Annotated in this window: 20 protein-coding genes; 12 read left to right on the top strand and 8 right to left on the bottom strand. The window is 74.5% G+C overall.

Translation table 11 applies throughout. The features are described 5' to 3' along the window. Positions 1-64: 64 nt before the first annotated feature. The 3 genes from AB0O36_RS18870 to AB0O36_RS18860 form a co-directional block, all read right to left on the bottom strand. On the bottom strand, positions 65-805 hold the full coding sequence (locus tag AB0O36_RS18870) for a response regulator transcription factor (protein ID WP_365111344.1): 741 nt from the start codon (positions 803-805) through the stop codon (positions 65-67). A gap of 69 nt (positions 806-874) precedes the next feature. Then, on the bottom strand, positions 875-1,675 hold the full coding sequence (locus AB0O36_RS18865; protein ID WP_365111342.1) for a spermidine synthase: 801 nt from the start codon (positions 1,673-1,675) through the stop codon (positions 875-877). Between the two features lie 88 nt (positions 1,676-1,763). Next, entirely contained in the window at positions 1,764-2,246 is a 483-nt protein-coding gene (locus tag AB0O36_RS18860; protein WP_365111340.1) for a hypothetical protein, read from the bottom strand. A 315-nt stretch (positions 2,247-2,561) separates the two neighbouring features. Between AB0O36_RS18860 and AB0O36_RS18855 the strand changes: the two genes are divergently transcribed. The 4 genes from AB0O36_RS18855 to AB0O36_RS18840 all read left to right on the top strand — a co-directional run bounded on the left by AB0O36_RS18855 (position 2,562) and on the right by AB0O36_RS18840 (position 6,351). Then, the gene (locus AB0O36_RS18855) at positions 2,562-3,950 is read left to right on the top strand and encodes a glycosyltransferase family 39 protein (RefSeq protein ID WP_365111337.1); all 1,389 of its coding nucleotides are present in this window, start codon (positions 2,562-2,564) and stop codon (positions 3,948-3,950) included. A 73-nt stretch (positions 3,951-4,023) separates the two neighbouring features. Next, positions 4,024-4,752, top strand: a complete 729-nt coding sequence (locus AB0O36_RS18850; RefSeq protein WP_365111335.1) for a hypothetical protein — start codon at positions 4,024-4,026, stop codon at positions 4,750-4,752. A gap of 107 nt (positions 4,753-4,859) precedes the next feature. Then, complete coding sequence (locus AB0O36_RS18845) at positions 4,860-5,735, top strand: sulfurtransferase (protein ID WP_365111332.1); 876 nt, start codon at positions 4,860-4,862, stop codon at positions 5,733-5,735. A 73-nt stretch (positions 5,736-5,808) separates the two neighbouring features. Next, entirely contained in the window at positions 5,809-6,351 is a 543-nt protein-coding gene (locus tag AB0O36_RS18840) for a hypothetical protein (RefSeq protein WP_365111330.1), read from the top strand. Between the two features lie 22 nt (positions 6,352-6,373). Here AB0O36_RS18840 and AB0O36_RS18835 read toward each other — a convergent pair whose 3' ends face one another. Then, complete coding sequence (locus AB0O36_RS18835) at positions 6,374-7,300, bottom strand: immunity 49 family protein (RefSeq protein ID WP_365111327.1); 927 nt, start codon at positions 7,298-7,300, stop codon at positions 6,374-6,376. Between the two features lie 160 nt (positions 7,301-7,460). On the opposite strand from AB0O36_RS18835, the gene lon reads away from it, so the two are divergent. Together lon and AB0O36_RS18825 are read left to right on the top strand one after the other, a co-directional pair. Beyond that, positions 7,461-9,857, top strand: coding sequence for an endopeptidase La (lon, locus tag AB0O36_RS18830; RefSeq protein WP_365111325.1), 2,397 nt, complete (start codon positions 7,461-7,463; stop codon positions 9,855-9,857). Between the two features lie 176 nt (positions 9,858-10,033). Then, positions 10,034-10,474, top strand: a complete 441-nt coding sequence (locus AB0O36_RS18825; protein ID WP_365111322.1) for a MarR family transcriptional regulator — start codon at positions 10,034-10,036, stop codon at positions 10,472-10,474. A gap of 31 nt (positions 10,475-10,505) precedes the next feature. Here AB0O36_RS18825 and AB0O36_RS18820 read toward each other — a convergent pair whose 3' ends face one another. Beyond that, entirely contained in the window at positions 10,506-11,141 is a 636-nt protein-coding gene (locus AB0O36_RS18820; protein ID WP_365111320.1) for a LysE family translocator, read from the bottom strand. Between the two features lie 38 nt (positions 11,142-11,179). Beyond that, positions 11,180-11,932 carry a phosphodiesterase gene (locus AB0O36_RS18815; RefSeq protein ID WP_365111317.1) on the bottom strand — a complete coding sequence of 251 codons (753 nt, stop codon included), beginning with the start codon at positions 11,930-11,932 and terminating at the stop codon, positions 11,180-11,182. Positions 11,933-12,041: 109 nt separating this feature from the next. Between AB0O36_RS18815 and AB0O36_RS18810 the strand changes: the two genes are divergently transcribed. Further along, the gene (locus AB0O36_RS18810; RefSeq protein WP_365111314.1) at positions 12,042-12,668 is read left to right on the top strand and encodes an ABATE domain-containing protein; all 627 of its coding nucleotides are present in this window, start codon (positions 12,042-12,044) and stop codon (positions 12,666-12,668) included. Between the two features lie 179 nt (positions 12,669-12,847). Here AB0O36_RS18810 and AB0O36_RS18805 read toward each other — a convergent pair whose 3' ends face one another. Further along, positions 12,848-13,636 (bottom strand): hypothetical protein, encoded by a 789-nt coding sequence (locus AB0O36_RS18805; RefSeq protein WP_365111311.1) that lies wholly within the window; start codon positions 13,634-13,636, stop codon positions 12,848-12,850. 433 nt (positions 13,637-14,069) lie between these two features. Here AB0O36_RS18805 and AB0O36_RS18800 point away from each other — a divergent pair, with 433 nt between their 5' ends. From AB0O36_RS18800 to AB0O36_RS18780, 5 genes are read left to right on the top strand one after another with little or no spacing between them, the layout of a single operon-like run. Further along, complete coding sequence (locus tag AB0O36_RS18800; RefSeq protein WP_365111309.1) at positions 14,070-17,396, top strand: nitrate- and nitrite sensing domain-containing protein; 3,327 nt, start codon at positions 14,070-14,072, stop codon at positions 17,394-17,396. Further along, positions 17,393-17,902: a roadblock/LC7 domain-containing protein gene (locus AB0O36_RS18795; RefSeq protein ID WP_365111306.1), complete on the top strand. Its 510-nt coding sequence runs from the start codon at positions 17,393-17,395 to the stop codon at positions 17,900-17,902. Before AB0O36_RS18800 ends, AB0O36_RS18795 begins: the two co-directional genes overlap by 4 nt. After that, entirely contained in the window at positions 17,899-18,303 is a 405-nt protein-coding gene (locus AB0O36_RS18790) for a DUF742 domain-containing protein (protein WP_365111304.1), read from the top strand. Before AB0O36_RS18795 ends, AB0O36_RS18790 begins: the two co-directional genes overlap by 4 nt. Continuing rightward, positions 18,284-18,922, top strand: coding sequence for an ATP/GTP-binding protein (locus AB0O36_RS18785; RefSeq protein ID WP_365111302.1), 639 nt, complete (start codon positions 18,284-18,286; stop codon positions 18,920-18,922). The genes AB0O36_RS18790 and AB0O36_RS18785 overlap by 20 nt, the downstream gene beginning before the upstream one ends. Before the next feature lie 35 nt (positions 18,923-18,957). Next, positions 18,958-20,217, top strand: coding sequence for a styrene monooxygenase/indole monooxygenase family protein (locus tag AB0O36_RS18780; RefSeq protein ID WP_365111299.1), 1,260 nt, complete (start codon positions 18,958-18,960; stop codon positions 20,215-20,217). Here the strand turns inward: AB0O36_RS18780 and AB0O36_RS18775 are convergent. Next, positions 20,169-21,485 (bottom strand): NlpC/P60 family protein, encoded by a 1,317-nt coding sequence (locus AB0O36_RS18775; protein ID WP_365111296.1) that lies wholly within the window; start codon positions 21,483-21,485, stop codon positions 20,169-20,171. The genes AB0O36_RS18780 and AB0O36_RS18775 overlap by 49 nt on opposite strands. Between the last annotated feature and the right edge of the window lie 192 nt (positions 21,486-21,677).

Raw genomic sequence — 21,677 nt, 5'->3', positions numbered from 1 at the left:
GCCCGGGAGGCGGCGCGCGACGCGGCTCGCGAGGCCGCGGGTGAGGCGGCGCGGTCCCGGGAGGTCACGGCCCCGCCGGGGTCTCCAGCGCGTACCCCACACCGTGCACGGTACGGATCCGCTCGGCACCGATCTTCCGGCGCAGCGCCTTGATGTGGCTGTCGACCGTACGGGTGCCGGACGCGTCGGCCCAGTCCCACACCTCGGCCAGCAGCTGCTCGCGGGAGAGCACCGCTCTCGGGGTTCCGGCGAGGCAGACCAGCAGGTCGAACTCGGTCGGGGTCAGGTGCACGTCCTCGGCCTGCACCCGGACCCGGCGCTGCGCGTGGTCGATCTCCAGGTCGCCCAGGCGGAGGGTGGAGCCGCGCGGGGTGGTGGCCGCCTGCGCGGCCCGTTCCACCCGGCGCAGCAGCACGTGCACCCGTGCGGCCAGTTCGCGCATGGAAAACGGCTTGGTCATGTAGTCGTCCGCGCCGACCCCCAGACCGACCAGCATGTCGGTCTCGTCGTCGCGGGCGGTGAGCATGAGCACCGGGACGGGCCGCTGGGCCTGCACCCTGCGGCAGACCTCCAGCCCGTCGAATCCCGGCAGCATCACGTCGAGCACCAGCAGCTCGGGCTGCCAGCTCTCGGCGGCCGCGACGGCGGCCGGGCCGTCGCCGGCCGTCTGCACCTGGAAGCCCTCGGCGCGCAGCCGGGCCGCGATGGCCTCGGCGATCGTCTGGTCGTCCTCGACGACGAGGACCCGCCGCTGGGCGCCGGGGGTCGCCGCGCCGCCGTTGTGGGTGGTGTGTGTCTGATCCATCGTCCCGCCCCGGTAGTCAGGTAATGGGGTGCAGCGTAGAGGAGCCTCCAGCCTGCGGCTATGTGGGGTCTAGGCCGGATTCCGGCCGAGATGGATCACGTCCGGGACACCTCGGGCAACCGGGACCTCTTCGGTCCGTACCGAGCTGAATCCGGCATTCCGCAATGCTTCCTCGAAGGCGGCGGAGGGTTGTGCGGACCATACGGCGAGGACACCGCCGGGGTTCAGCCGGGCCCGGCAGGAGGCGAGTCCTGAAGCGGAATACAGGCTCCGGTTGTCCTCGGTGACGGTCCAGTCGGGGCCGTTGTCGATGTCCAGGCAGAGGGCGTCGTAACGGTCGGAGGACGATGTCAGGTGCTCCGTCAGGTCCGTGTGCAGGATCGTTACCCGGGGGTCGGCGAGTGCCGCTCCGGAGATGCCGGAGAGCGGCCCCGTCCGGTGCCAGTCGATCACTGCCTGCTCACGCTCTGCGACGGCGATCCGTCCCCACCGCTCCTGCGCGGCGGCGTGCGCGAGCGAAAATCCCACGCCCAGTCCGCCGATCAGCACGGAAGGGGCGGCGGGTGGCGGGAGGGGCGAGGTCGGCAGGCCGAGGGCCGCGTACGCGGCGTCGACGAGCAGCCGCTCGGAGCGGCCGTCGGAGGTGTCCATCAGGAAGCAGCCGTTGGCGATGATCTCGTACGTCGCCCCCGTGCGGCGGAGCGCGACCTCGCCGTACGGGCCGGTGCGGCGGTCGAGCGTGACGGTCCCGGACCCCGCCTCGAACTCCGCCTCGAACTCCGTCCCGGATCCCGTCCCGGACCCTGCCCCGAACTCCGTTCCGGATCCTGTCCCTAACCGCGCCCTGAACTCTGTCTCGATCTCGGTCATGTGATCTCCAACGAGCCTGTGCCGCACCGTGTTCCAGCGATCACGCAGGATCACCGAAGAGTGGGGGGAAGGGTGGGGAAGAGCGGGGTCAGGGCAGGGGCGCCAGCTCGATCACGCGCATCAGGGCCGGGGGCACGTCCGGCCCGCCCGTGACCACCTCGCGCCCCCCGGCGACGAGGGTGTAGCGGAACCCGTCCGGCCCGGGGTCCTTCCCGCCCGGCTGGATCCGCTCCAGTCCGGGGAAGCCGGCGGCCGCCACCGCGGCCCGCAGTTCGGCCAGCCGGTCCGGGGCCATCCGGCCCGTGCCCGCCGTCGCGCCCGACTTCAGCTGTACGTATGAGCCGTCGGCCTTGACCAGCACGCTCTCGTTCACTCCGGCGAGGCCGCCGGTGCGCGTGATGTTGACCAGACGCTCGGTGGCGGGGGCGGCGGGGGTGGCGGGGGTGGTGCCGGCGGTGCTCGCGGTCGCGGTCGGGGTGGCCGCCGGGGGAGTGGTGTCCGATGCGGGCGTCGTGCACCCGCCCAGCACCGCGACCAGCACCGCGACCAGCACCAGCGCCGGCGCGAGCACACGGGCCGCCGTTCCGGCGCGAGCGCCGGAACGGGCCGACCGGAGGAATCCGCCCACGCCGCACCCCCGTAAGGTCACAGTCGGCGGGACCGGCGCCGACGGGACGAGTATGGGATCCGCCGGCCCTGCGAGGAAGCGCACGGCACGCAGGAATCCACGGACCACACCCGGAGGCCGACCATCAGCCGCGAACCACGGTTGCGCGTCCGGACCCAGCGACCGGCCCAGGCCCAGGCCTCGGCTCAGGCTCCGGCCCAGGCCCAGGCCCCGGCCTCGGCGCAGGCCCCGCCCCCGGACCGGGCTCTGTCCTTGCCCGTGCCCCTGCTCCTCCTCCTGCCCGCGGCCGCCGCCCTGGCCCTCGGCCTGTGGGGCCTGGAGCGGGGCCGCAGCATGTGGCGCGACGAATCGGTCACCTGGCAGGTGGCCCACCGTCCGCTCGCCGACCTGTGGGGACTGCTCGACCGGGTCGACGCCGTGCACGGCCTCTACTACCTCCTCCTGCACGGCCTCTTCTCCCTCTGGGACGGCGGCCTGTGGACGCTCCGCCTCCCCTCCGTCCTCGCCACCGCCCTCGCCGCGGCCGGCGTCGCCGCCGTCGGCCGCCGCCTGGCCGGCGACCGCGCGGCCCTGTCCGCCGGACTGCTCTACGCGGTGCTGCCGCCGGTCCAGACCTACGCGCAGGAGGGTCGCTCGTACGCGCTCGTGGCCGCGGCCGTGGTCTGGTCGACGTACGCGCTGCTGCGCGCCCGCTGGACCGCGTACACGGTGCTGCTCGTACTCGCCTGCTGGCTGCACGAGTTCGCGGTCCTCGCCCTGCTCGCGCACGCCCCCGCCGGGTGGCGTGCGCGCGGCTGGCGGTGGAGCGCCGGCGCGGTCTGCGGCCTGCTGCTGCCGCTGGCGGTGCTGAGCGCCGGCCAGGCCGGGCGGCAACTCGGCTGGCTGGGCCGGCCGGGCGTCGCGGACTGGGCGGCGTACGCGGTGGTCGCGGCGGCGGCACTGCTGTCCGCACGGTTCCTGCTCGCGCGGGACACCCCGACGGGTGGCGCGGACCTCCCGTCCGCACCCCCGGCCGACGGGAGGGCGCTGGTGCGGGTGGCGCTCCCGCTCGCCCTGCTGCCCGCCGGGCTCCTGATGGCCGTCTCCCTCGTCGACCCCTGGTACGTCGACCGGTACGTCCTCTACTCCCTCGCCGGGCTCGCCCTCCTCGCGGGCACCGCCCTGACGCGGCTGCGGCCGCGCGCCTGGGTCCCGATCACGGCGACCCTCGCCGCCGCCTTCCTCCCGTGGAGCCTGTGGCTGCGCACGCCCGACAGCCGCAAGGACGACGCCCTCGCCGTCGCCGCGGCGGTCCGGGCCACGGCCCGCCCCGGTGACGCCGTCCTCTTCATGCCGTCCCGTCGCCGGGAATGGCTGCTGTCCTCCCCGGACGTCTACGCCGGGCTGGACGACCTCGCCCTGGCCGGGACCCCCACGGCCACGCGGAGCCTGTGGGGCACGGAACTGCCCTCGGCGGAGATCCGCAGCCGGCTGGCCGGGACGCCCCGGGTCGTGGCCCTGCTGGACCCGGCGGACGAACCCCGAGACCCCTACCCGCGGGAGGCGGTGAAACGCCAGATGCTGGTCGCGTACTTCGACCTGTGCTCGATCCGCGAGGTCCGCGGCGCCCGCGTGGCCCTCTACGCCCGCCCGGGGCAGTGCGGTTGAGACACCCGACCCGCGAGATTCATTTTGAACATGTTTAAATGAACGCGTTCAAGCGAGGGGGAGGGGGACGGCGATGGAGATGCCGATGGAGACGGTGGCGGACGCTTCCGCCGCGGGCGGCAGAACCGGCGGCAGAACGGGCGGCCACCGCAGGCAGTGGCTGCTCGTCCTCGGAGCGGTGGCGGTGACGGTCCCCCCGGTCTGCTCCCAGCCCGGCCTCGCGGCGCTGCTCCTCCCGCCCGTCGCCCTACCGCTCTGCCTCGTGCGTCACCGCGCCGGCTTCAGGGCGGCCTGCCTGGGGATGGCGGGCCTGCTCCTGGTGGTGCCCTTCCTCCTCCTCTTCCTCGGCGGGGGCATGGCCGCTGCGATCGTGGCCGCGCTGGCCGCCCCGGCGGGTGTCCTCCTGCTGCTCGCCGCCTACGCCGACCCGCGTGAGCGCCGCCGCACCTCGGCCGCGCTGGCCGGCCTCGGAGCCCTGATCGTGGCGGGCTGGGTGGTGCAGACCGGTGCCTGGATCGGGGACTGGCGGGCGACTCCGGAGCCCTCCGGCCCGCACACCTTCCGGGCCGGGCTGGACGCCGGCGGGCGTGCCCTGGCCGGCGATCCCCGGCCCGCACAGGACGCGCTCGCGCCGCACGGCGCGACCTCGGTGACCGGCCTGGTCATCGACGGCCGGGCCTACCTCGAAGTCGGCTTTCCCCAGGACATGCCGCAGGCGCAGGTCGACGAGCTCGCGGAGCACCTCGACGGGGTGCCCGGTGTGACGGGGGTCGAACTCTGTCCCGTGGCGAAGTGCGGCTGAAGCCCCGCGCGTTGGCCGACGGCCCGGGGCCGTGGAGGATGGGGCGGCACCGCCGAACCGATCAGCCCGCCCCGATCAGCCCGCCCCCACCAGCACCGGAGCCGTCGATGACCCCCCACCCCGCCCCCGGCCCGCTCGGCGACGCGCCCGCGTTCCCCGAAGGACCGCTCGTCTCCGCCGACCGGCTCGCCGCCCTGCTGGGCGATCCGGGCCTCGTCGTCCTCGACGCCTCCGTCGGCGCGCACCGGGGCACCGGGCGCCGGATACCCGGCGCCCGGCCCTTCGACCTCGACGGCGCGCTCTCCGACCACTCCTCGCCCGTCCCGCACACCATGCCGGACCCGGCCGCCTTCACCGGGGCCCTGCGCGCCCTCGGCGTGGACGACGGCAGCACGGTGGTCGCCTACGACGCCGCCGGCGTCTACTCCAGCGCCCGCGCCTGGTGGATGCTGCGCGCGATGGGCTTCGACCGCGCGGCCGTCCTCGACGGCGGCCTGCCCGCCTGGGAGGCCGCCGGCCTGCCGGTCGAGCCGCGGCCCGCCTCGTACGACGGCCCGCCCGGCACCTTCACCGCCCGGCCGCGCCCCGGCCTGCTCGCCGGCAGTGCCGAGGTCCTCGCCGCGCTCGCCGACCCCGCGGCCACGGTCCTCGACGCCCGCAGCCGCGGCCGCTTCGACGGCACCGCCCCGGAACCCCGCCCGGGGCTCCGGGGCGGCCACATGCCGGGCGCCCGCAACCTCCCCTTCACCGAGCTCCAGGGCCCGGACGGCCGGATGCTCCCGGTCCCGGAGCTCCGCGACGCCCTCTCCGGCGTGGCCCCCGCCTCCGGCCGGCTGTTCTTCAGCTGTGGCTCGGGCGTCACCGCCTGCGTCCTGGCCCTCGCGGCCGACCTGGCCGGCCGCCGCGAGTTCACGGTGTACGACGGCTCCTGGAGCGACTGGGGCCGTGACGGGTCCGGCCTCCCCGTCACCACCACCGACTGAGCGGACGGCGGTGGGGCGTCAGGCCCGTGTGAGGATGATCGAGCTTTTGGAACATCCTTACGGGGGACGGAACATGAACATGCGCAAGACCCTGGCCATCGGCGCGGCCGTGATCGCGCTCGGCTCCACGGCAGCGTGCGGCGGCGGCGACGGCGACGACAGCGGTCTGCCCAAGGCCAAGAACGTCGCGTCCATCCAGGCGTTCATCAAGGAGCACGGTGAGTGCCGGGACCTGACCGACGGCCCGGCGTACGACAAGTCCGACAGCGGCAGTGGCGACGGGACCGCCTGGGGAGAGGAAGAGGCCCCGGATCCGTCCTGGGCCATCAAGGAGCGCGCGGTCTGCCAGGACGCCTCGAACCACCCGATCGCCCTGCTGTCGGTCCCGGACATGAAGAAGTTCCAGACCGCCGCCCGCGAGCACAAGGAGAAGTTCCTGGTCGGGCACGACTTCGCGGTCGTGCCGGTCGGCGACGACGCGGGTGAGCAGCTGCTGCGGGCCGGCCTGAAGATCCTGTCCTGCGAGAAGGACTTCGAGATCCCGAGCGGTTTCGAGAACAAGCCGGGCCTCGTCGAAGGCTGCTTCCTGACGAACTACATCCCGCCGAGCAGCTGACGCCGCGCCCGACCGCGGCCGTTCACTCCGCCGTCGGCGTTCCCCGCCGCAGTGCATCCGGGGAACCCAGCAGGGCCGCGGGCAGGTAGTCGGACCGGACGGCCGGTTCCCAGCCGTGGACCTGGACCGCGAGGGCGGCGGCGGCGAGGGCGCCCAGCGGCAGCAGGGTCCTGGGGGCGGGTTCGGCTCCCAGGGCCTCCCGGTGCTCGGCGAGCCGGGCCGCGAGGGCGTCCTCGAACGCTGCCCGGTCGTCGTCGAGGAGGACGCGGAGCAGGCGGTGGTCCGGTGTCAGCGGGCCGGCCGCGTCCAGTTTCCGGGCCGACTCGGCGCGCTCGCCGGAGTCCGGCTTGCGCAGGGTGACGGTGGGCCAGCTGCCGGGCAGGTGCCCGCTCGCCGGGGTCAGGTACCCGCACAGGGCGTCCATCGCGGCGAGGTCGGCCGGATCCGACACCGAGTCGAAGCGGGAGTACGGCACCCCGTCGCGGACCGCGGGCGCGTAGTCCTCCCGCAGCAGCAGGCCGATGACCCGCATCCATTCCCACACCAGGCCGCTGACCAGGCACAGCCGGAACGCGTCCAGCCAGGTCGCGGCGGTGGGCGCGTCCCGCACGAGGTCGCCGAAGGACATGTCCATCGTGGTGATGGTCTCGTCGACGACCGGGAAGAAGAGCTCCTGGTCCCCGTCGGGGAAGCAACCGACACCGAGCAGCCCCAGGGAGCACTCCGCCGCGGTCACCAGTGCCGCCCGCGCGGTCCCGTCGAGCCCGGGCTCCGTCGCGGCGCGGGCGGCGACGTGGTCGAGGAGCTCGTCCCGCATCAGGTGGATGCCCTCCGGGTACGCGCCGCCGTACCGCACGTCGTACCACCGGTCGGAAGCCCGCATGGTGATGCCGGCGAGCGCGTCCGCCATCCGCTGCCCGTCGACCTCGTGACCCTTCACCTCGTGCACCGCTGCCGCCCCCTCAAGATCGTTCGCTGTGGGTGGGGACGCTACCAGCGGCCTCGGACAGCGAGGCCTGTTCGCCCCCGGCGAACGGAGGTTGGGGAACACTCCTCGGCGTAGATGCATTGAGTCGGTGTAGCTCAACTTCACTGCCGGAGGGAAGATCATGGCTTCGACGTCCGTAACGCTCACCCTGCCCGTACTGCCGCTCGACGACGAGGTCGTGCTGCCCGGGATGGTGGTTCCGCTGGACCTGACCGACGCCGAGGTGCGCGGGGCCGTGGAGGCCGCGCAGGCCGCCGTCGGGAGCGGGAAGCCCCGGGTCCTGCTCGTCCCGCGGGTCGACGGGAAGTACGCCGGCACCGGTGTGCTGGGCACCGTCGAGCAGGTCGGCAGGCTCTCCGACGGCGATCCCGGGGCGCTGATCCGCGGCCTCGGCCGGGTGCGGATCGGCGCCGGCACCACCGGCCCCGGCGCCGCGCTGTGGGTCGAGGGCGAGACCGTGGAGGAGCGGGTGCCCGACCCGCTGCCCGGCGCGGTGACCGAACTCGTCAAGGAGTACAAGGCGCTCGCCACCAGCTGGCTGAAGAAGCGCGGCGCCTGGCAGGTCGTGGACCGGGTGCAGGGCATCGAGGGCGTGGGCGCCCTCGCCGACAACTCCGGGTACTCCCCGTTCCTGACCGTCGCGCAGAAGGTGGAACTGCTGGAGACCGCCGACCCGGTCGCCCGCCTCAGGCTGGCCGTCAAGTGGCTCGGCGACCACCTCGCCGAGCAGGACGTCGCCGAATCCATCGCCAAGGACGTCCAGGAGGGCGTCGACAAGCAGCAGCGCGAGTTCCTGCTGCGCCGCCAGCTGGAGGCCGTGCGCAAGGAGCTGCGCGAGCTGGGCGGGGAGAAGGAGGGCGAGGGGGCCGACGACTACCGCGGCCGCGTCGAGGCCGCCGACCTTCCCGAGAAGGTCCGCGAGGCCGCCCTCAAGGAGGTCGACAAGCTGGAGCGGTCCAGCGACCAGAGCCCCGAGGGCTCCTGGATCCGCACCTGGCTGGACACCGTGCTGGAACTGCCCTGGAACGAGCGCACCGAGGACGCGTACGACATCCGCGGGGCACGCGCCGTACTCGACGCCGAGCACTACGGGCTGGACGACGTCAAGGACCGCATCACCGAGTACCTCGCCGTCCGCAAGCGGCGCGGCGACCGCGGCCTCGGCGTCGTGGGGGGCCGCCGCGGCGGTGCCGTCCTCGCCCTCGTCGGCCCGCCCGGCGTCGGCAAGACCAGCCTCGGCGAGAGCGTCGCGCACGCCATGGGAAGGAAGTTCGTCCGCGTCGCGCTCGGCGGCGTCCGCGACGAGGCGGAGATCCGCGGCCACCGCCGCACCTACGTCGGCGCGCTGCCCGGCCGGATCGTCCGGGCGATCAAGGAGGCCGGGTCCATGAACCCGGTCGTGCTGCTCGACGAGATCGACAAGGTCGGCTCGGACTTCCGGGGCGACCCCGCCGCCGCCCTCCTGGAAGTCCTCGACCCGGCCCAGAACCACACCTTCCGGGACCACTACCTGGAAGTGGAACTCGACCTCAGCGACGTGGTCTTCCTGGCCACCGCCAACGTGCTGGAGGCCATCCCCGAGGCCCTGGCCGACCGCATGGACCTGGTCCGGCTGGACGGCTACACCGAGGACGAGAAGGTCGTCATCGCCCGGGACCACCTCCTGCCCAGGCAGCTGGAGCGGGCCGGCCTCGGCACCGACGAGGTCACCCTGGAGGAAGACGCGCTGCGCAAGCTCGCCGGCGAGTACACCCGGGAGGCCGGCGTCCGGAACCTGGAGCGGGCCGTCGCGCGGCTGCTGCGCAAGGTGGCCTCCCAGCACGAGCTGGGGGAGCGCGAACTGCCCTTCGCCATCGGTGAGCAGCACCTGCGCGCGCTGCTCGGACGCCCGCACCACGTCCCGGAGTCCGCGCAGGACCCGGCCGAGCGGCGGACCGCCGTGCCCGGCGTGGCCACCGGCCTCGCCGTCACCGGCGCCGGCGGCGACGTGCTGTTCGTGGAGGCGTCCCTCGCGGACCCGGAGACCGGCGCGGCCGGGCTGACCCTGACCGGCCAGCTGGGTGACGTGATGAAGGAGTCCGCACAGATCGCACTGAGCTTCCTGCGCTCGCACGGCGCCGAACTGGAACTGCCGGTCACCGGACTGAAGGACCGCGGGGTGCACATCCACTTCCCGGCGGGCGCGGTGCCCAAGGACGGCCCCAGCGCCGGCATCACCATGACGACCGCACTGGCCTCGCTGCTCTCCGGCCGGCAGGTCCGCACGGACGTGGCGATGACCGGCGAGGTCTCCCTCACCGGGCGGGTGCTGCCGATCGGCGGCGTCAAGCAGAAGCTGCTCGCCGCGCACCGGGCCGGGATCACCACGGTGATCATCCCCAAGCGGAACGAGGCCGACCTGGACGACGTCCCGGCCGAGGTGCTGGAGCGGCTGGAGGTGCACCCGGTGACCGACGTACGGCAGGTGCTGGAGCTCGCGCTGGAGCGGGCGGAGCTCGCCCTGGACGCGGCCGCGTGACCGGCGCCCGGCCCGATTCCCCCTGAACGGGGGGCACGCGACGGCCCGGACCCGCCCGCTGCGGGTCCGGGCCGTCGCGCTGGGAAATACTGGTGCCCCCACACACCACGGAACACGGGACGTGGGACACGGGATCCGGGACACGGGACCCGGGACGCCACGGATGGGAGCGGTACGTGCACGGGAGTGAAGACCAGGAGTTCCTCGCACTGGAGCGGGAGCTGTCCGTCTTCCTTCGGCGGGCCCGCGCATCCTCCGGCGAAATGGCCCGCGAGCTGCACCCCGAGCTGGAGCCGGCCGCGTACGGGCTGCTCGTACGGCTGGAGGACGCGGGACGGCAGCGGGCCACCGACCTCGCCGCGTACTTCGGGGTCGGCAAGGCGACGATGAGCCGTCAGCTGCGGGCGCTGGAGGACCTCGGTCTGGTCGCGCGCGAACCGGACCCGGCGGACGGCCGCGCCTTCCTGGTCGGCCTCACCCCGGAAGGCCGGGAGAGGTTCCTGAAGGTCCGCGACGCCCGCCGGGTCCGCTACATGCGGAAGCTGGCCGACTGGGACCGCGGCGAGGTCGCGGAACTGGCCCGCCTCCTGAACCAGCTCAACGAGAGCGCCGAGTAACCCGCCCGCACGGGCGGGCCGTCCCCGCGGGTCATCCCGCCGCGGCCGTACGCAGGCCCATCCCGACCAGCACCACCGCGCTGACCCGGGCGACCAGGGCCCGGAAGCCCGGCCTCCGCAGGGCCCGCGCCGCCCGCCCGACCAGCAGGCCCCAGCCGAGCAGCCAGAGGGCGATCAGCAGGGCGTGTGCCGTGGCCAGCACCGCCATCTGCCCGGCGAACGGGTGGGCGGGCGCGATGAACTGCGGCACCAGGGTCAGGTAGACGGACGCGGCCTTGGGGTTGAGCACGTTGGCGAGCAGGGCCTGGGAGTAGGTACCGCCACGGGCCCGGAGCCACCGGACCCACCGGGCCCGTCCGGCCCGACCGGCAGGCCCCTCCGGCCCCTTCGGCCGGCGGGCGGCTGCGTACCACGTCCAGGCGCCCAGCCCGACGAGGTAGCAGGCCCCGGCCATCCGTACGGCGGTGAAGACCCCCGCCGAGTGCATGACCAGCGCCGACAGCCCGGCCACCGCCAGGGCGGCGTGTACGTAGAGGCCGGTGACGGTGCCGAGGACCACGGGCAGCGTCTCGCGGCGGCCGCCCTCGGTGACCCGCTGCACCAGCAGCGTCAGGCTGGCGCCGGGGGTGGCGGCGAGCGGCAGGACGGCCAGGAGGAACCCGGCCACGGCATACGGATGCGCGTACACGGACCGGCCGCCCGCGCCTACGGCACCACGCGGAAGTGGGTGGTCAGCCGCCCGTCCCCGTCCAGTACGTGGAAGGCCAGGCCGGGCGGCTGGTCGCGGTCGGCCGGCCGGTCGCCCTCCCAGGGCAGCCGCAGGGTCCAGGTGACGGCCGGCCCGACGACCAGCGGGCGCCCGGCGAACAGGGAGGCGGCCGCGGTGTGGGCGTGCCCGGTGAGGACGGCGGCCACCCGCGGGTGGGCGTCGAGCAGGGCGGCCAGCCGCTCGGGCCGCTCCAGCCGGGAGGAGTCGGGGAGCGGGTGGTGCAGGTCCACCGGCGGCTGGTGGAAGGCGAGCAGCGCCGGGGTGTCCTCGGGCAGTCCGGACAGGGTGCGGTCGATCCAGTCGGCGGTGATGTCGTCCAGGACGCCGTGGTCGTGCCCCGGCACGGTGGTGTCGCACATCAGGACGGCGGTGCCGGCCACGTGGTGGACCCGGTTGACCGGCGCCTGTGAGGGCTCCTCGCCGAGCAGGGCCTTCCGGAAGGCGGGCCGGACGTCGTGGTTGCCCGGGCAGGTCAGCACCGGGAAGGGCGCGTCGAGCAGCCGGGCCGCCTCCTCGTACTGGGCCTCGGTGCCGTGGTCGGCGATGTCGCCGGTGACGAGCAGGGCGTCGACCGGGCGGGGGAGGCCCCGCAGGTGGTCCATCACGCGTGTGACGCGCTCGGTGGAGCGGTCGCTGCCGTCCAGGTGCAGGTCGCTGATCTGCGCGAGCAGCAGAGCACTCACGAGCATCCCCCTAATGCTTGGCAATCGATTTACCGTTAGCGCATCCGACCCTAGAGTGGGGGACGCGAGCGGGGCAAGAGCACCCGCCGACGGAATCGGATCCGGAGGGAAGCAGGTGGAGACGAAGACGGCACCGCCCGCGGAACGCCGCCGGCCGGCCCTGGAACTGGCGAGCACCATCCGCCACGACGGCGCGGGCGGGGTGGCCGACGACCTGGCGACCGTCGAGGGCCTGGCCGCATGGCTGCGGGAGCAGGAGGGACTGCTCCCGCCGGGGGCGCTGCCGGAGGCGGACGAGCGGCTGCGCGAGGAGGTCACCGCCCTGCGCCGGGCGGTACGGGCACTGTTCGCGCGCGCGGTCAGCCCTGCGCCGCCCAGCCGCGCGGACGCGAACCGGCTGATGCCGGTCGAGGAGGCGCTGGCCGCGCTCAACGCGGCGGCGGCGCTGGAACCGGTGGTCCCGCGGCTCACCTGGCCGGCCGGCGACCGGCCCACGGCCGGCCTGGTCCCGGCGGGCGACGGCGACGCGGGGCCGGGGGCGGTCCTGATCGCCGCGCTGGCGAGGGCGGCGGTCGACTTCCTCGGCGGCCCGGACCGGGAACAGCTGCGCGCCTGCACGGCGCCGCGCTGCGTCCGCTACTTCCTGCGCAGCCACGGGCGCCAGGCCTGGTGCAAACCGTCCTGCGGCAACCGCGCCCGCGTAGCCCGCCACGCCGAACGCCACCGCTCCCCCCAGCCGTAGGCGCGGCGCCTCGGCCGAGGTGCGGGCAGGCCTTCCGCCTGCCTTGCCCTGCCCACACGGCCGCGTGAACGGCGTCGGCCCCGCCCGGCCGAGGCAACGGCCGGCACTCGCACGACGGCCGGGCACGGCCGCCAAGCCCCCGCCGGCCCGGGCGAGTGGGCGGCTCTCCCCGGGGAGGGCTAGAGCTCGGCGTAGACCGCCGATGCGTCGTCGTGCCGCTTCCAGCGGGGGCGGCCCGCCCGCGCCGGGTCCGTTTCGAGGGTGCGGACGCGGTCGATCAGGCCCGCCGGGCCCTCCTTGCCCAGCACGGCCATGCAGGCTGCCCAGTTCCCCTCCCGGAACGTGTCCGTCCAGCGGCTCGCGCCGTCCGTCAGCGCGGCCACCGCCCGCACCCGCTCCCGCGGGGTCCGCCCGGTCACCGCCCGCCCGGCCGCCGCCGGATCCGCCGCCGCCGTGAAGAAGGCGCCCTCCCTGCCGTACGCGTTGCGCAGCGCGTCCGTCGCCGCGTGCGAGCGCAGCACCTCCGCCGGGACGTGGTCGAGCCGGTCGTCCCGGACCGCCGTCACCCCGCCCTCCGGCGACTCCAGCAGCAGCACCGAATCGGACAGCACGAGGTGCTCGACGTACGACGCGTCCCAGCGGACCGCGACCACCGTCGCCTGCGGGGTCCGCGTGTGAGAAAGGTCACAGGAGTCGCGGTGTCCGGCCGCCGTGTCCGCGATCGCCCCGGCCAGCGCCACCGCCAGCGGCATGTCCCGCCGCGAAGCGGACAGTTCGGTCAGCCGACCGCCCAGCCGGGCGGTGAACCACGGCACCCCGTGCACGCAGCCGTCCGGCCCCCGGGGCGGTGTCACCCCGTCCAGCGCGATCAGCACCCCGCCCCCGCCCGGGGTGGGCGTCACGGCGGATACCCAGTCCTCATTGGGGTGTTCCGGGTCTCCGGGAACCGAGGCGAGACTGATGCGCATGGGAACAGTGTGCCCGGGATGTCCGGAACCGCGCGGTCGCTTCCGCCTGCACCCACCGGCCGCGCCCCGCCCCCGCCCGGCGAGGCCGCGGTCCGTACCGAATGCCCGGCCGTACACCGATTCGGACGCCCTGACGGAAGGGCGGCGTCCACCCCCCGGGATGTGGGCAGGCATCCTGCCAAAGCCCCCTGCGATCTTTCAACCGCCCGTCCACGGAGCGGCCCGCACGGGGCGGTGTCCGAGTTGTTCGCCAACTCCTCCGTGATGTTCACTCGTTCGTGTGGCCGGGTGAGCGTTGTGCGGCTCTGTCCCCAACACACTGCGAAGGTCTGAGGCGGTACGAGGGAGCAGGGGGCGTTTACTTGTTGACCGGCCGTTACCTCGGCCACACGAGTAGACGAGCACGAGCACACGTACAGGATTGCGAGCACCGGTGCAGAACAAGCGGTCTCGGAAGAACGGCACCGCCACCACCGCCGACGGCCCCGCCATCGTCGACCTCCCCACGGGACGCCGCGTACGCGTTCGCCGGAGGCTGGTCATCGGCGTCGCCGTGGCGGGCCTCGCCGTCCTCGGCGCCGGCGCCCCCGCCGTCATTTCCGCCTCGGCCGACCTGAACGAGTCCCAGCAACTGGTGACCCGAGCCGAACAGGTCCGCCACACCCTCACCCTCGCGCACGCCCTCGCCGACGAGCGGGACGCGGTCACCGAGTTCATCGCCAGGGGACGCCCCGCGGCGGGCAAGGCCGCCCTGAAGGAGCGCGCCGAACGCGTCGACCGGGAGACGGCCGAGGCCCAGACGGACGCCGACGAGGAACTCGCCGTCGCCCTGGGCCGCATCGAGACCGTCCGCGCGGCCGCGCTGACCGGCAAGGGCAGCGCCCTCGCCGCCAACCAGGCCTACTCCGCGGTCGTCGCCGAACTCCTCGTCCCGGCCGCGGAACTCGCCGAGGACACCCCGCCCCGGGCCACCGCCGCCCTCGCCACCACGCGCCCCATGGCACCGCTCGGCCTGGCCTCCGACCAGGCCTCGGCCACCCGTGGACTGCTGCTCGCCGCACTGGCCGTCCCCCGCGGCGAGCAGCCCTCGTCCTCGGTGTCCGGCTCCGCCGCGGCCGCCTCGCCCGTGGAGGACGAGCTCGCCTCGGCCGCCCAGCGCGCCCGGGTGCGCGAGCAGGGCGCCCTCGACGATTTCGACCGGGCCGCGCGGCCCGACGTACGCGAGACCCTCGCCGCGACCGTCACCGGACCGGAGGTGAAGGCGGCCGAGGACTACCTGAACAAGCTCACCGACCGGCCCACCCTGGCCCCCGCCGACCGCAAGGTGAACGCCGAGGCCGTGGGCACCGCCCTGTCGGCCCGCCTCGACCGGATCCGTTCGGTGGAGTCCACCCTCGCCACCGAACGGGTCACCGCGCTGGCCGGCCTGCGCGACGACGACGTGACCGCACTGGAAGTGCTGGTCGCACTGCTCGGCGTGCTGTTCCTGATCGCCGTCGGCGTCTCCACGGCCGTCGCCCGCTCGCTGACCCGGCCCCTGTCGGTGCTCCGGCGCGGCGCCGCCCGGCTGGCCACGGCGGAGGGCTCCATCGAGCCGGTCCGCTTCACCGGCCGCAACGACGAGTTCGCCGAGGTCGTACGGTCGCTGAACTCGGTCCGCGAGATGACCGTCACCCTGCACACCAAGATCGCCGGGATGGACGCCGACCGGCGCCGCCTGATCGGCCGCAACGAGGCCCTCACCGCGGGACGCACGGAACTGGAGGAGCAGCTCACCGAGCTCCGGGCCGGTCTCGAGGAACACCGCCGCATCATGATCACCACCTCGGTGTCGCTGTCCCTGCGCACCCTGGGCCTGGTCGAGCGGCAGCTCACGGTCATCGAGGAGCTGGAGTCCAAGGAGCAGGACCCGGACCGGCTGGCCACCCTGTTCAAGCTGGACCACCTGGCGACGGTGATGCGCCGCCACAACGAGAACCTGCTGGTGCTGGCCGGCCAGGAGCACGGCCACGGCCAGGCCGGTCCGGTGCCGCTGGTGGACGTCATGCGTGCCGCGGTCTCCGAGATCGAGCGCTACGAGCGCGTCGACCTGCAGTCCCTGCCCTCCTACACGCAGGTGGCCGGGCACGCGGCCGACGACATCTCGCACGTGCTCGCCGAACTGCTGGAGAACGCCACCACGTTCTCCCCGCCGGACGCCAAGGTGAAGGTCTCGGGCCGGCTGCTGGACTCCGGCGCCGTGCTGCTGTCCGTGGTCGACGAGGGCATCGGGATCACCGGGGACCGGCTGGAGCTGCTCAACCAGCGCCTGTCCACCCCCGACGCGTACGAGGCGGAGTCGGAGTCGGAGCACGGCCTGGGCCTCGGCCTGTACGTGGCCGGCCGGCTGGCGGCGGCGCACGGCGTCGAGGCGGAGCTGCGGGCCTCGCGGAACGGGGGCACGGAGGCGCTGGTCGTCATCCCGGCCTCGCTGCTGCCCAAGGGCTCGCCGTCCGCGCCGGTGCACACGCTGAGCGCCCCCGGGGCGCCGCTGCTGCAGCTGCCGGGTGTCGTGGCGGAGGCGAACGAGAACACCCTGCCGCCCCGGCTCCGGCCGCAGCGGTCCGGAGACGATGCCGATGCCGGCAGCGGTGTCGGCGCCGATGCCGATGCCGATGTCCGTGCGGGTGCCGTACCGGCCGAGGGCGTGACCGGCGGTGCCGCGGAGGCGGAGTCGGCCGACGAGGACTTCCACCTGGCCCCGGCGGCCGCCGAGCCCATGGAGTCCGCGGCCCCCGTGGAGCCCGCAGGGCCCGTAGCGGACGAGGCGGAGGACGACTTCCACCTCGCTCCGGCCGGAGCGCGTACGGCGGATGCGGACGCGGACGTCGATGCCGGTGCCGATCCCGGTACTCCCGCCGCCGCTGCGGCCGTGCCGGAGGTGAACTTCCCGGAAGACGCCGGTACGGAGGGCGGACTGCCGCCCGTCGAGCAGGTGTTCACGGTCTCGACCCTCCAGGAGCAGGCCCGCCAGGAGCAGATCCGCCGGGAGCAGGCCGCCGCGGAGCCGGAGCGCGCCGAGTCGGAGCGCGCCGAGTCGGAGCGCGCCGAGTCGGAGCTCGCCGAGCCCGGGATCGCCGACCTGGCCCCCGAGCCCGCGCCGGAGCAGGCCGCGCCCGCGCCGGACTACGTACTGCCCGAGCCGCCGGTCGCGGACCCCGGTGCGGTCCTGCCGCCCGTGAGCCAGGTGTTCCACGTGGACGCGCCCGAGATGGACCTGCCCCCGCAGGGCCAGGTCTTCACGGTGCCCGCCCCGGAGCCGGAGGCCGCGCCCGCCCCCGGGACCGCGCCCGAGGCCGGCGAGCAGCTGCCTCCGCAGGGCCAGGTCTTCACGGTCCCGGCACCCCAGCAGCGCGAGCACCAGCAGCAGCCGCAGGCACCGCTGCCCCAGCGCCGCCGTCCGCAGCCGGACCCGCAGGACGGCCGACAGCCCGGGCCGTCGCACGCCCCCGTGCCGGCCCAGCCCGCCGGCCCCGAGGGCCCCGAGGGCCCCGAGGGCCCCGTCACCGACAAGGGCCTGCCCAAGCGGACCCCGCGCGTGGTCACCACCCCCCGGACCGCGGAGCCCAGGCCGGAACCGAAGAAGGTCGACGCCGCGGACCTGCGCCGGCGCCTCGGCGGTTTCTACCAGGGGGCCCTGGACGGCCGCCGCGTCGTGGCGGCCGAACTCGCCGAGGGGCGGGACGATCAGGGGGACACCGCACAGGAGGCACGCACATGACCGCGCCCAGTACGTACGGACTGAGCACCCAGGCCCGCAATCTGCAGTGGCTGCTGACCGACCTGGTCGAGGAGGTGCCCGGCATCGTCTCGGTGGCCGTGGTGTCCTCCGACGGCCTGCTGCTCCTCTCCTCCGACCCGGAGACCGCGGGCGAGCAGCGGGGGCAGCGCGACCGGCAGCTGGAACAGCGGTCCAAGGGCCCGCGCGGCGCCGCCGCCGACCTGGCCACCATCGTGTCCGGGCTCGGCAGCCTCACCACGGGCGCCGCCGAGCTGATGGACGGCGGGTCGGTCAAGCAGACCATGGTCCACATGGAGCACGGTTCCGTGTTCGTCATGGCCATCAGCGACGGTTCGCTGCTGGGCGTGCACGCCACCCCCGACTGCGACATGGGCGTCGTCGCCTATCACATGGCGCTCTTCGTGGGCCGGGCCGGTCACGTCCTCACCCCCGAAGTCCGCAGCGAGCTGCGCCAGTCCATGGAAAACCCGGAGAACGTCACGTGACAGCCCCGCCGGCCTCCGCGCCAGCCCCGGCGCACCCGTCCCGCCTGCCGATACGCGGGGCGGACCGCCGTCCCGCGCGCGTCCGCCCGTACTCGCTGACCGGTGGCCGTACCCGCTTCACCCAGGTCCTGCAGGTCGAGACGTTCGTCGCCGCCCTGGACACCACGCCCAGGAGCGGCGACCGCATGCCCGAGATGCGCGCCATCGTCGAGGTGTGCCGCCGCATGCGGACCATCGCCGAGATCTCCGCGCTGCTCAAGCTGCCCATGGGCGTCGTCCGCGTGCTCGTCAGCGACCTCGCCGACCAGGGAAGGATCCGCGTCTACGGCACCGGACACGGCACCGGCCGGCCCGAACGCGCACTGCTCGAAAGGGTGCTCAGTGGGCTCAGCCGTCTCTGAACCAGCCGTCCTCACCACACCGCTCCTCGTCGAGGACGAGCCCGTCCAGCCCTGGCAGTACGACCGCTCCCGCGCCCCCGTCGCCGTCAAGGTGCTGGTCGCGGGCGGCTTCGGCGTCGGCAAGACCACCTTCGTCTCCGCCGTCTCCGAGATCACCCCGCTGCGCACCGAAGCGGTGATGACCCAGGCCGCGGCGGCCACCGACGACCTGTCCGGCACCCCGGACAAGCACACCACCACCGTCGCCATGGACTTCGGCCGCGTCACCCTCGACGACGACCTGGTCCTCTACGTCTACGGCACCCCCGGCCAGGAACGTTTCTGGTTCATGTGGGACGACCTGGTGCGCGGCGCCGTCGGCGGCATCGTCCTGGCGGACACCCGCCGGCTGCGCGACTGCTTCCCGGCCCTCGACTACTTCGAGAGCTGCGGACTGCCGTACGCCGTCGCCGTCAACCACTTCGAGGGCTCCACCTCCTACGAGGAGGAGGACGTACGGGAGGCGCTGACCATCCCGTCACGGGTACCCGTCGTGATCATGGACGCGCGGCGTCGCGACGACGTCGTCGCATCGCTGCTGACCCTGGTGCGCCACGCCCTGGACAGCACCCCGGAATAGCCGCACCAACGGAACGACAGGGACACCAAGACGCCATGCGCAAGATACTCGTCGTGGGGGCCGGCCAGTCCGGCCTCCAGCTCGCCCTCGGACTCCAGGCCAGGGAGTACGAGGTCACCCTGCTGTCGAACCGGACCCCGGACGAGATCCGCACCGGCCGGGTCATGTCCACCCAGGTCCTCTTCGACACGGCCCTGCGGCACGAACGCGACCTCGGGATCGACTTCTGGGAGCAGCAGGCCCCGCGCATCGAGGGCCTCGGCGTCTCCGTCGCCGCCCCCGGCGGCGGCCGCGCCGTCGACTGGCTGGGCCGGCTGAAGGGCCACGCCCAGTCCGTCGACCAGCGCGTGAAGATGGCCGGCTGGCTGGACACCTTCGTGCAGCGCGGCGGACAGCTGGTCATCCACAGCGCGACCGTGTCCGACCTGGACTACTTCTCCCGTACGTACGACCTGGTGCTGGTCGCGGCCGGCAAGGGCGAACTGGTCTCCCTGTTCGGCCGGAACGCGGCGCGCTCCCCGTACGACCGCCCGCAGCGCGCGCTGGCCGTCTCGTACGTCCACGGGCTCGGGCCGCGCCCCGAGCACCCGGAGACCGAGGCCGTCCGCTGCAACCTGGTGCCGGGCGTCGGCGAGCTCTTCGTCATGCCGACCCTGACCACCTCCGGCCGGGCGGACATCCTCTTCTGGGAGGGCCTCCCGGGCGGCCCGCTCGACGTGTTCACCGGCGTCAACGACCCCGAGGAGCACCTGGACCTGACGCTCGCCCTCATGGAGAAGTACGTGCCGTGGGAGCACGCGCGGGCCGTGAAGGCCGAGCTGACCGATGCCGGCGGCACGCTGGCCGGCCGGTACGCGCCGGTGGTCCGCAACCCGATCGGGCGGCTGCCCGGCGGCGGGCTGGTGCTGGGCGTCGCCGACGTGGTCGTCGCCAACGACCCGATCACCGGGCAGGGCGCCAACTCGGCGGCCAAGTGCGCGGCCTCGTACCTGTCGTCGATCCTGATGCACGGGGACGAGCCGTTCGACGAGGCGTGGATGAAGGCCACCTTCGACAAGTACTGGTACACCACCGGCAAGCCGGTCACCGACTGGTCCAACGCCATGCTCGGCGTGCCGCCGGAGCACGTGCTCGGCCTGATCGGCGCGGCCGGGCAGCTGCAGCCGGTGGCGGACCGGTTCGCCAACGGCTTCGACAACCCGTCCGACTTCAACGCGTACTTCTACGACCCCGAGGACGCGGCGGACTACCTGGCGGAGGTCTCCGCCTCGGTGGGCGCCTCCTCGGCGGAGTAGCCGCTGTCGTCGTCGGAGGAATCCGCGAAATCGCCGTCCGGCACGGCGTCCAGCGCGGCGGGGGCGGTGTACTCCCCCTCGGCGAGCGGGATGCCGGCCGGGTCCGGGCGGACCGCGCCGAGCAGCGGATTGGCCGCGATCGGCGAGACCTTGACGCTCGTGCCCGGCCGGGGCGCCTGGATGACCTTGCCGTTCCCGGCGTAGATCGCCACGTGGGTGGCCTTGGGGAAGTAGATCACCAGGTCCCCGGGCCGCAGCCGGTCCAGGGGCACCCGGGGCAGCTGCGCCCACTGCTCCTGGCTGGTCCGGGGGATGGTCCGGCCCGCGTGCGCCCACGCCTGCGAGGTCAGCCCCGAACAGTCGAAGGAGCCCGGGCCCTCGGCACCCCACACGTACGGTTTGCCCAGCTGCGCGGTGGCGTAGCCGAGCGCGGCCCCGCCGGCCGCGGTCGGCTGGTTGTTCCGGGCGGGCAGCCGTCCGGAGCCCATCAGGGCGCGCTGGGACCGTGCCGTCCCGGCCCGCTCCCGGTCGGCGAGCTCGGCCAGCTGTTCCCGGGTGAGCGAGGAGAGCAGCCGCTCGACCTCCTTCAGCCGCCCGGTGACCTCGTCCCGGCGCTTCTTCTGCTCGGCGGCGAGGGCCTGCTGGGTGTCCAGGGCCTTGCGGGCGGCGGTGGCCAGGGTGGAGGCGCGCTTCTCGGCGCCGGTCAGCCGGTTCACCAGGGCGGCCTGGGCGCGCGCCTCGCGGCCGGCCATCAGCCGCTCCTCCAGGGCGCGCTGCGGGTCCCCGGACAGCATCATCCGGGCGTACGGCGACAGGCCGCCGCTGGCCTCCTGGTACTGCGCCCGCGCCAGCCGGCCGGCCTCGGCCCGCTCCTTGTCGAGCTCGCCGCGCGCCGTGCCCAGTTGCGTACTGAGCCGCTGCTCCTGCTCCTGCCGCCCCTTGAGCGCGGCCTCGGTGGCGTTGTACGCCTCGGACGCCTCCTCGGCGCTCTGGTACAGCCCCTGCAACCGCACGAGCAGCGCCCCGACCCCACCCGCCCCCTCCACCGCCACCCCGGCGGGCCCGGCCGCCCCGACGACACCCGCCGCCCCGGCCCCACCCGGCTCATCGGCTGTCGACTCCCCGTCGGGTACGGGCGCGCCGGGCGCCCCCGGCAGGGCGGCCACGGCCCTCGCAACCGGAGGCGGCACCACCCCGCCGGGCAGGCCGACGCCGAAGGCCGCGGCCACCGCGGCAACACATGCGCTACGCAGCAACCGACGTGACATGGGATCACCTCCGAGGCGCCGATCGTGCCACGCGCGGTATGACAAATCGCCCACCACCATCGGCCGGGTCACCCCCCTCACCCATTCGCCCCACCAGGGGCGCGGGCAACCGCGCGACGAACCGACGACCGGGGCGAAGCCCTGTCGGGTACGTCCCACCCACCCGTGTCGGCCGCGTGCCATGTCCGGCCA

The organism is Streptomyces sp. NPDC089799 (assembly GCF_040684755.1).
In the GTDB taxonomy this organism is placed as follows: Bacteria; Actinomycetota; Actinomycetes; order Streptomycetales; family Streptomycetaceae; genus Streptomyces.
Note: the sequence above shows the minus strand (reverse complement) of the source record. Positions and strands in the feature narration are given on the sequence as shown.

Coding starts and splice junctions, on each gene's coding strand:
- AB0O36_RS18870 (WP_365111344.1), bottom strand. CDS start 805: ATGGATCAGACACACACCACCCACAACGGCGGCGCGGCGACCCCCGGC.
- AB0O36_RS18865 (WP_365111342.1), bottom strand. CDS start 1,675: ATGACCGAGATCGAGACAGAGTTCAGGGCGCGGTTAGGGACAGGATCC.
- AB0O36_RS18850 (WP_365111335.1), top strand. CDS start 4,024: ATGGAGATGCCGATGGAGACGGTGGCGGACGCTTCCGCCGCGGGCGGC.
- AB0O36_RS18845 (WP_365111332.1), top strand. CDS start 4,860: ATGACCCCCCACCCCGCCCCCGGCCCGCTCGGCGACGCGCCCGCGTTC.
- AB0O36_RS18840 (WP_365111330.1), top strand. CDS start 5,809: ATGAACATGCGCAAGACCCTGGCCATCGGCGCGGCCGTGATCGCGCTC.
- lon (WP_365111325.1), top strand. CDS start 7,461: ATGGCTTCGACGTCCGTAACGCTCACCCTGCCCGTACTGCCGCTCGAC.
- AB0O36_RS18815 (WP_365111317.1), bottom strand. CDS start 11,932: ATGCTCGTGAGTGCTCTGCTGCTCGCGCAGATCAGCGACCTGCACCTG.
- AB0O36_RS18805 (WP_365111311.1), bottom strand. CDS start 13,636: ATGCGCATCAGTCTCGCCTCGGTTCCCGGAGACCCGGAACACCCCAAT.
- AB0O36_RS18795 (WP_365111306.1), top strand. CDS start 17,393: ATGACCGCGCCCAGTACGTACGGACTGAGCACCCAGGCCCGCAATCTG.
- AB0O36_RS18780 (WP_365111299.1), top strand. CDS start 18,958: ATGCGCAAGATACTCGTCGTGGGGGCCGGCCAGTCCGGCCTCCAGCTC.
- AB0O36_RS18775 (WP_365111296.1), bottom strand. CDS start 21,485: ATGTCACGTCGGTTGCTGCGTAGCGCATGTGTTGCCGCGGTGGCCGCG.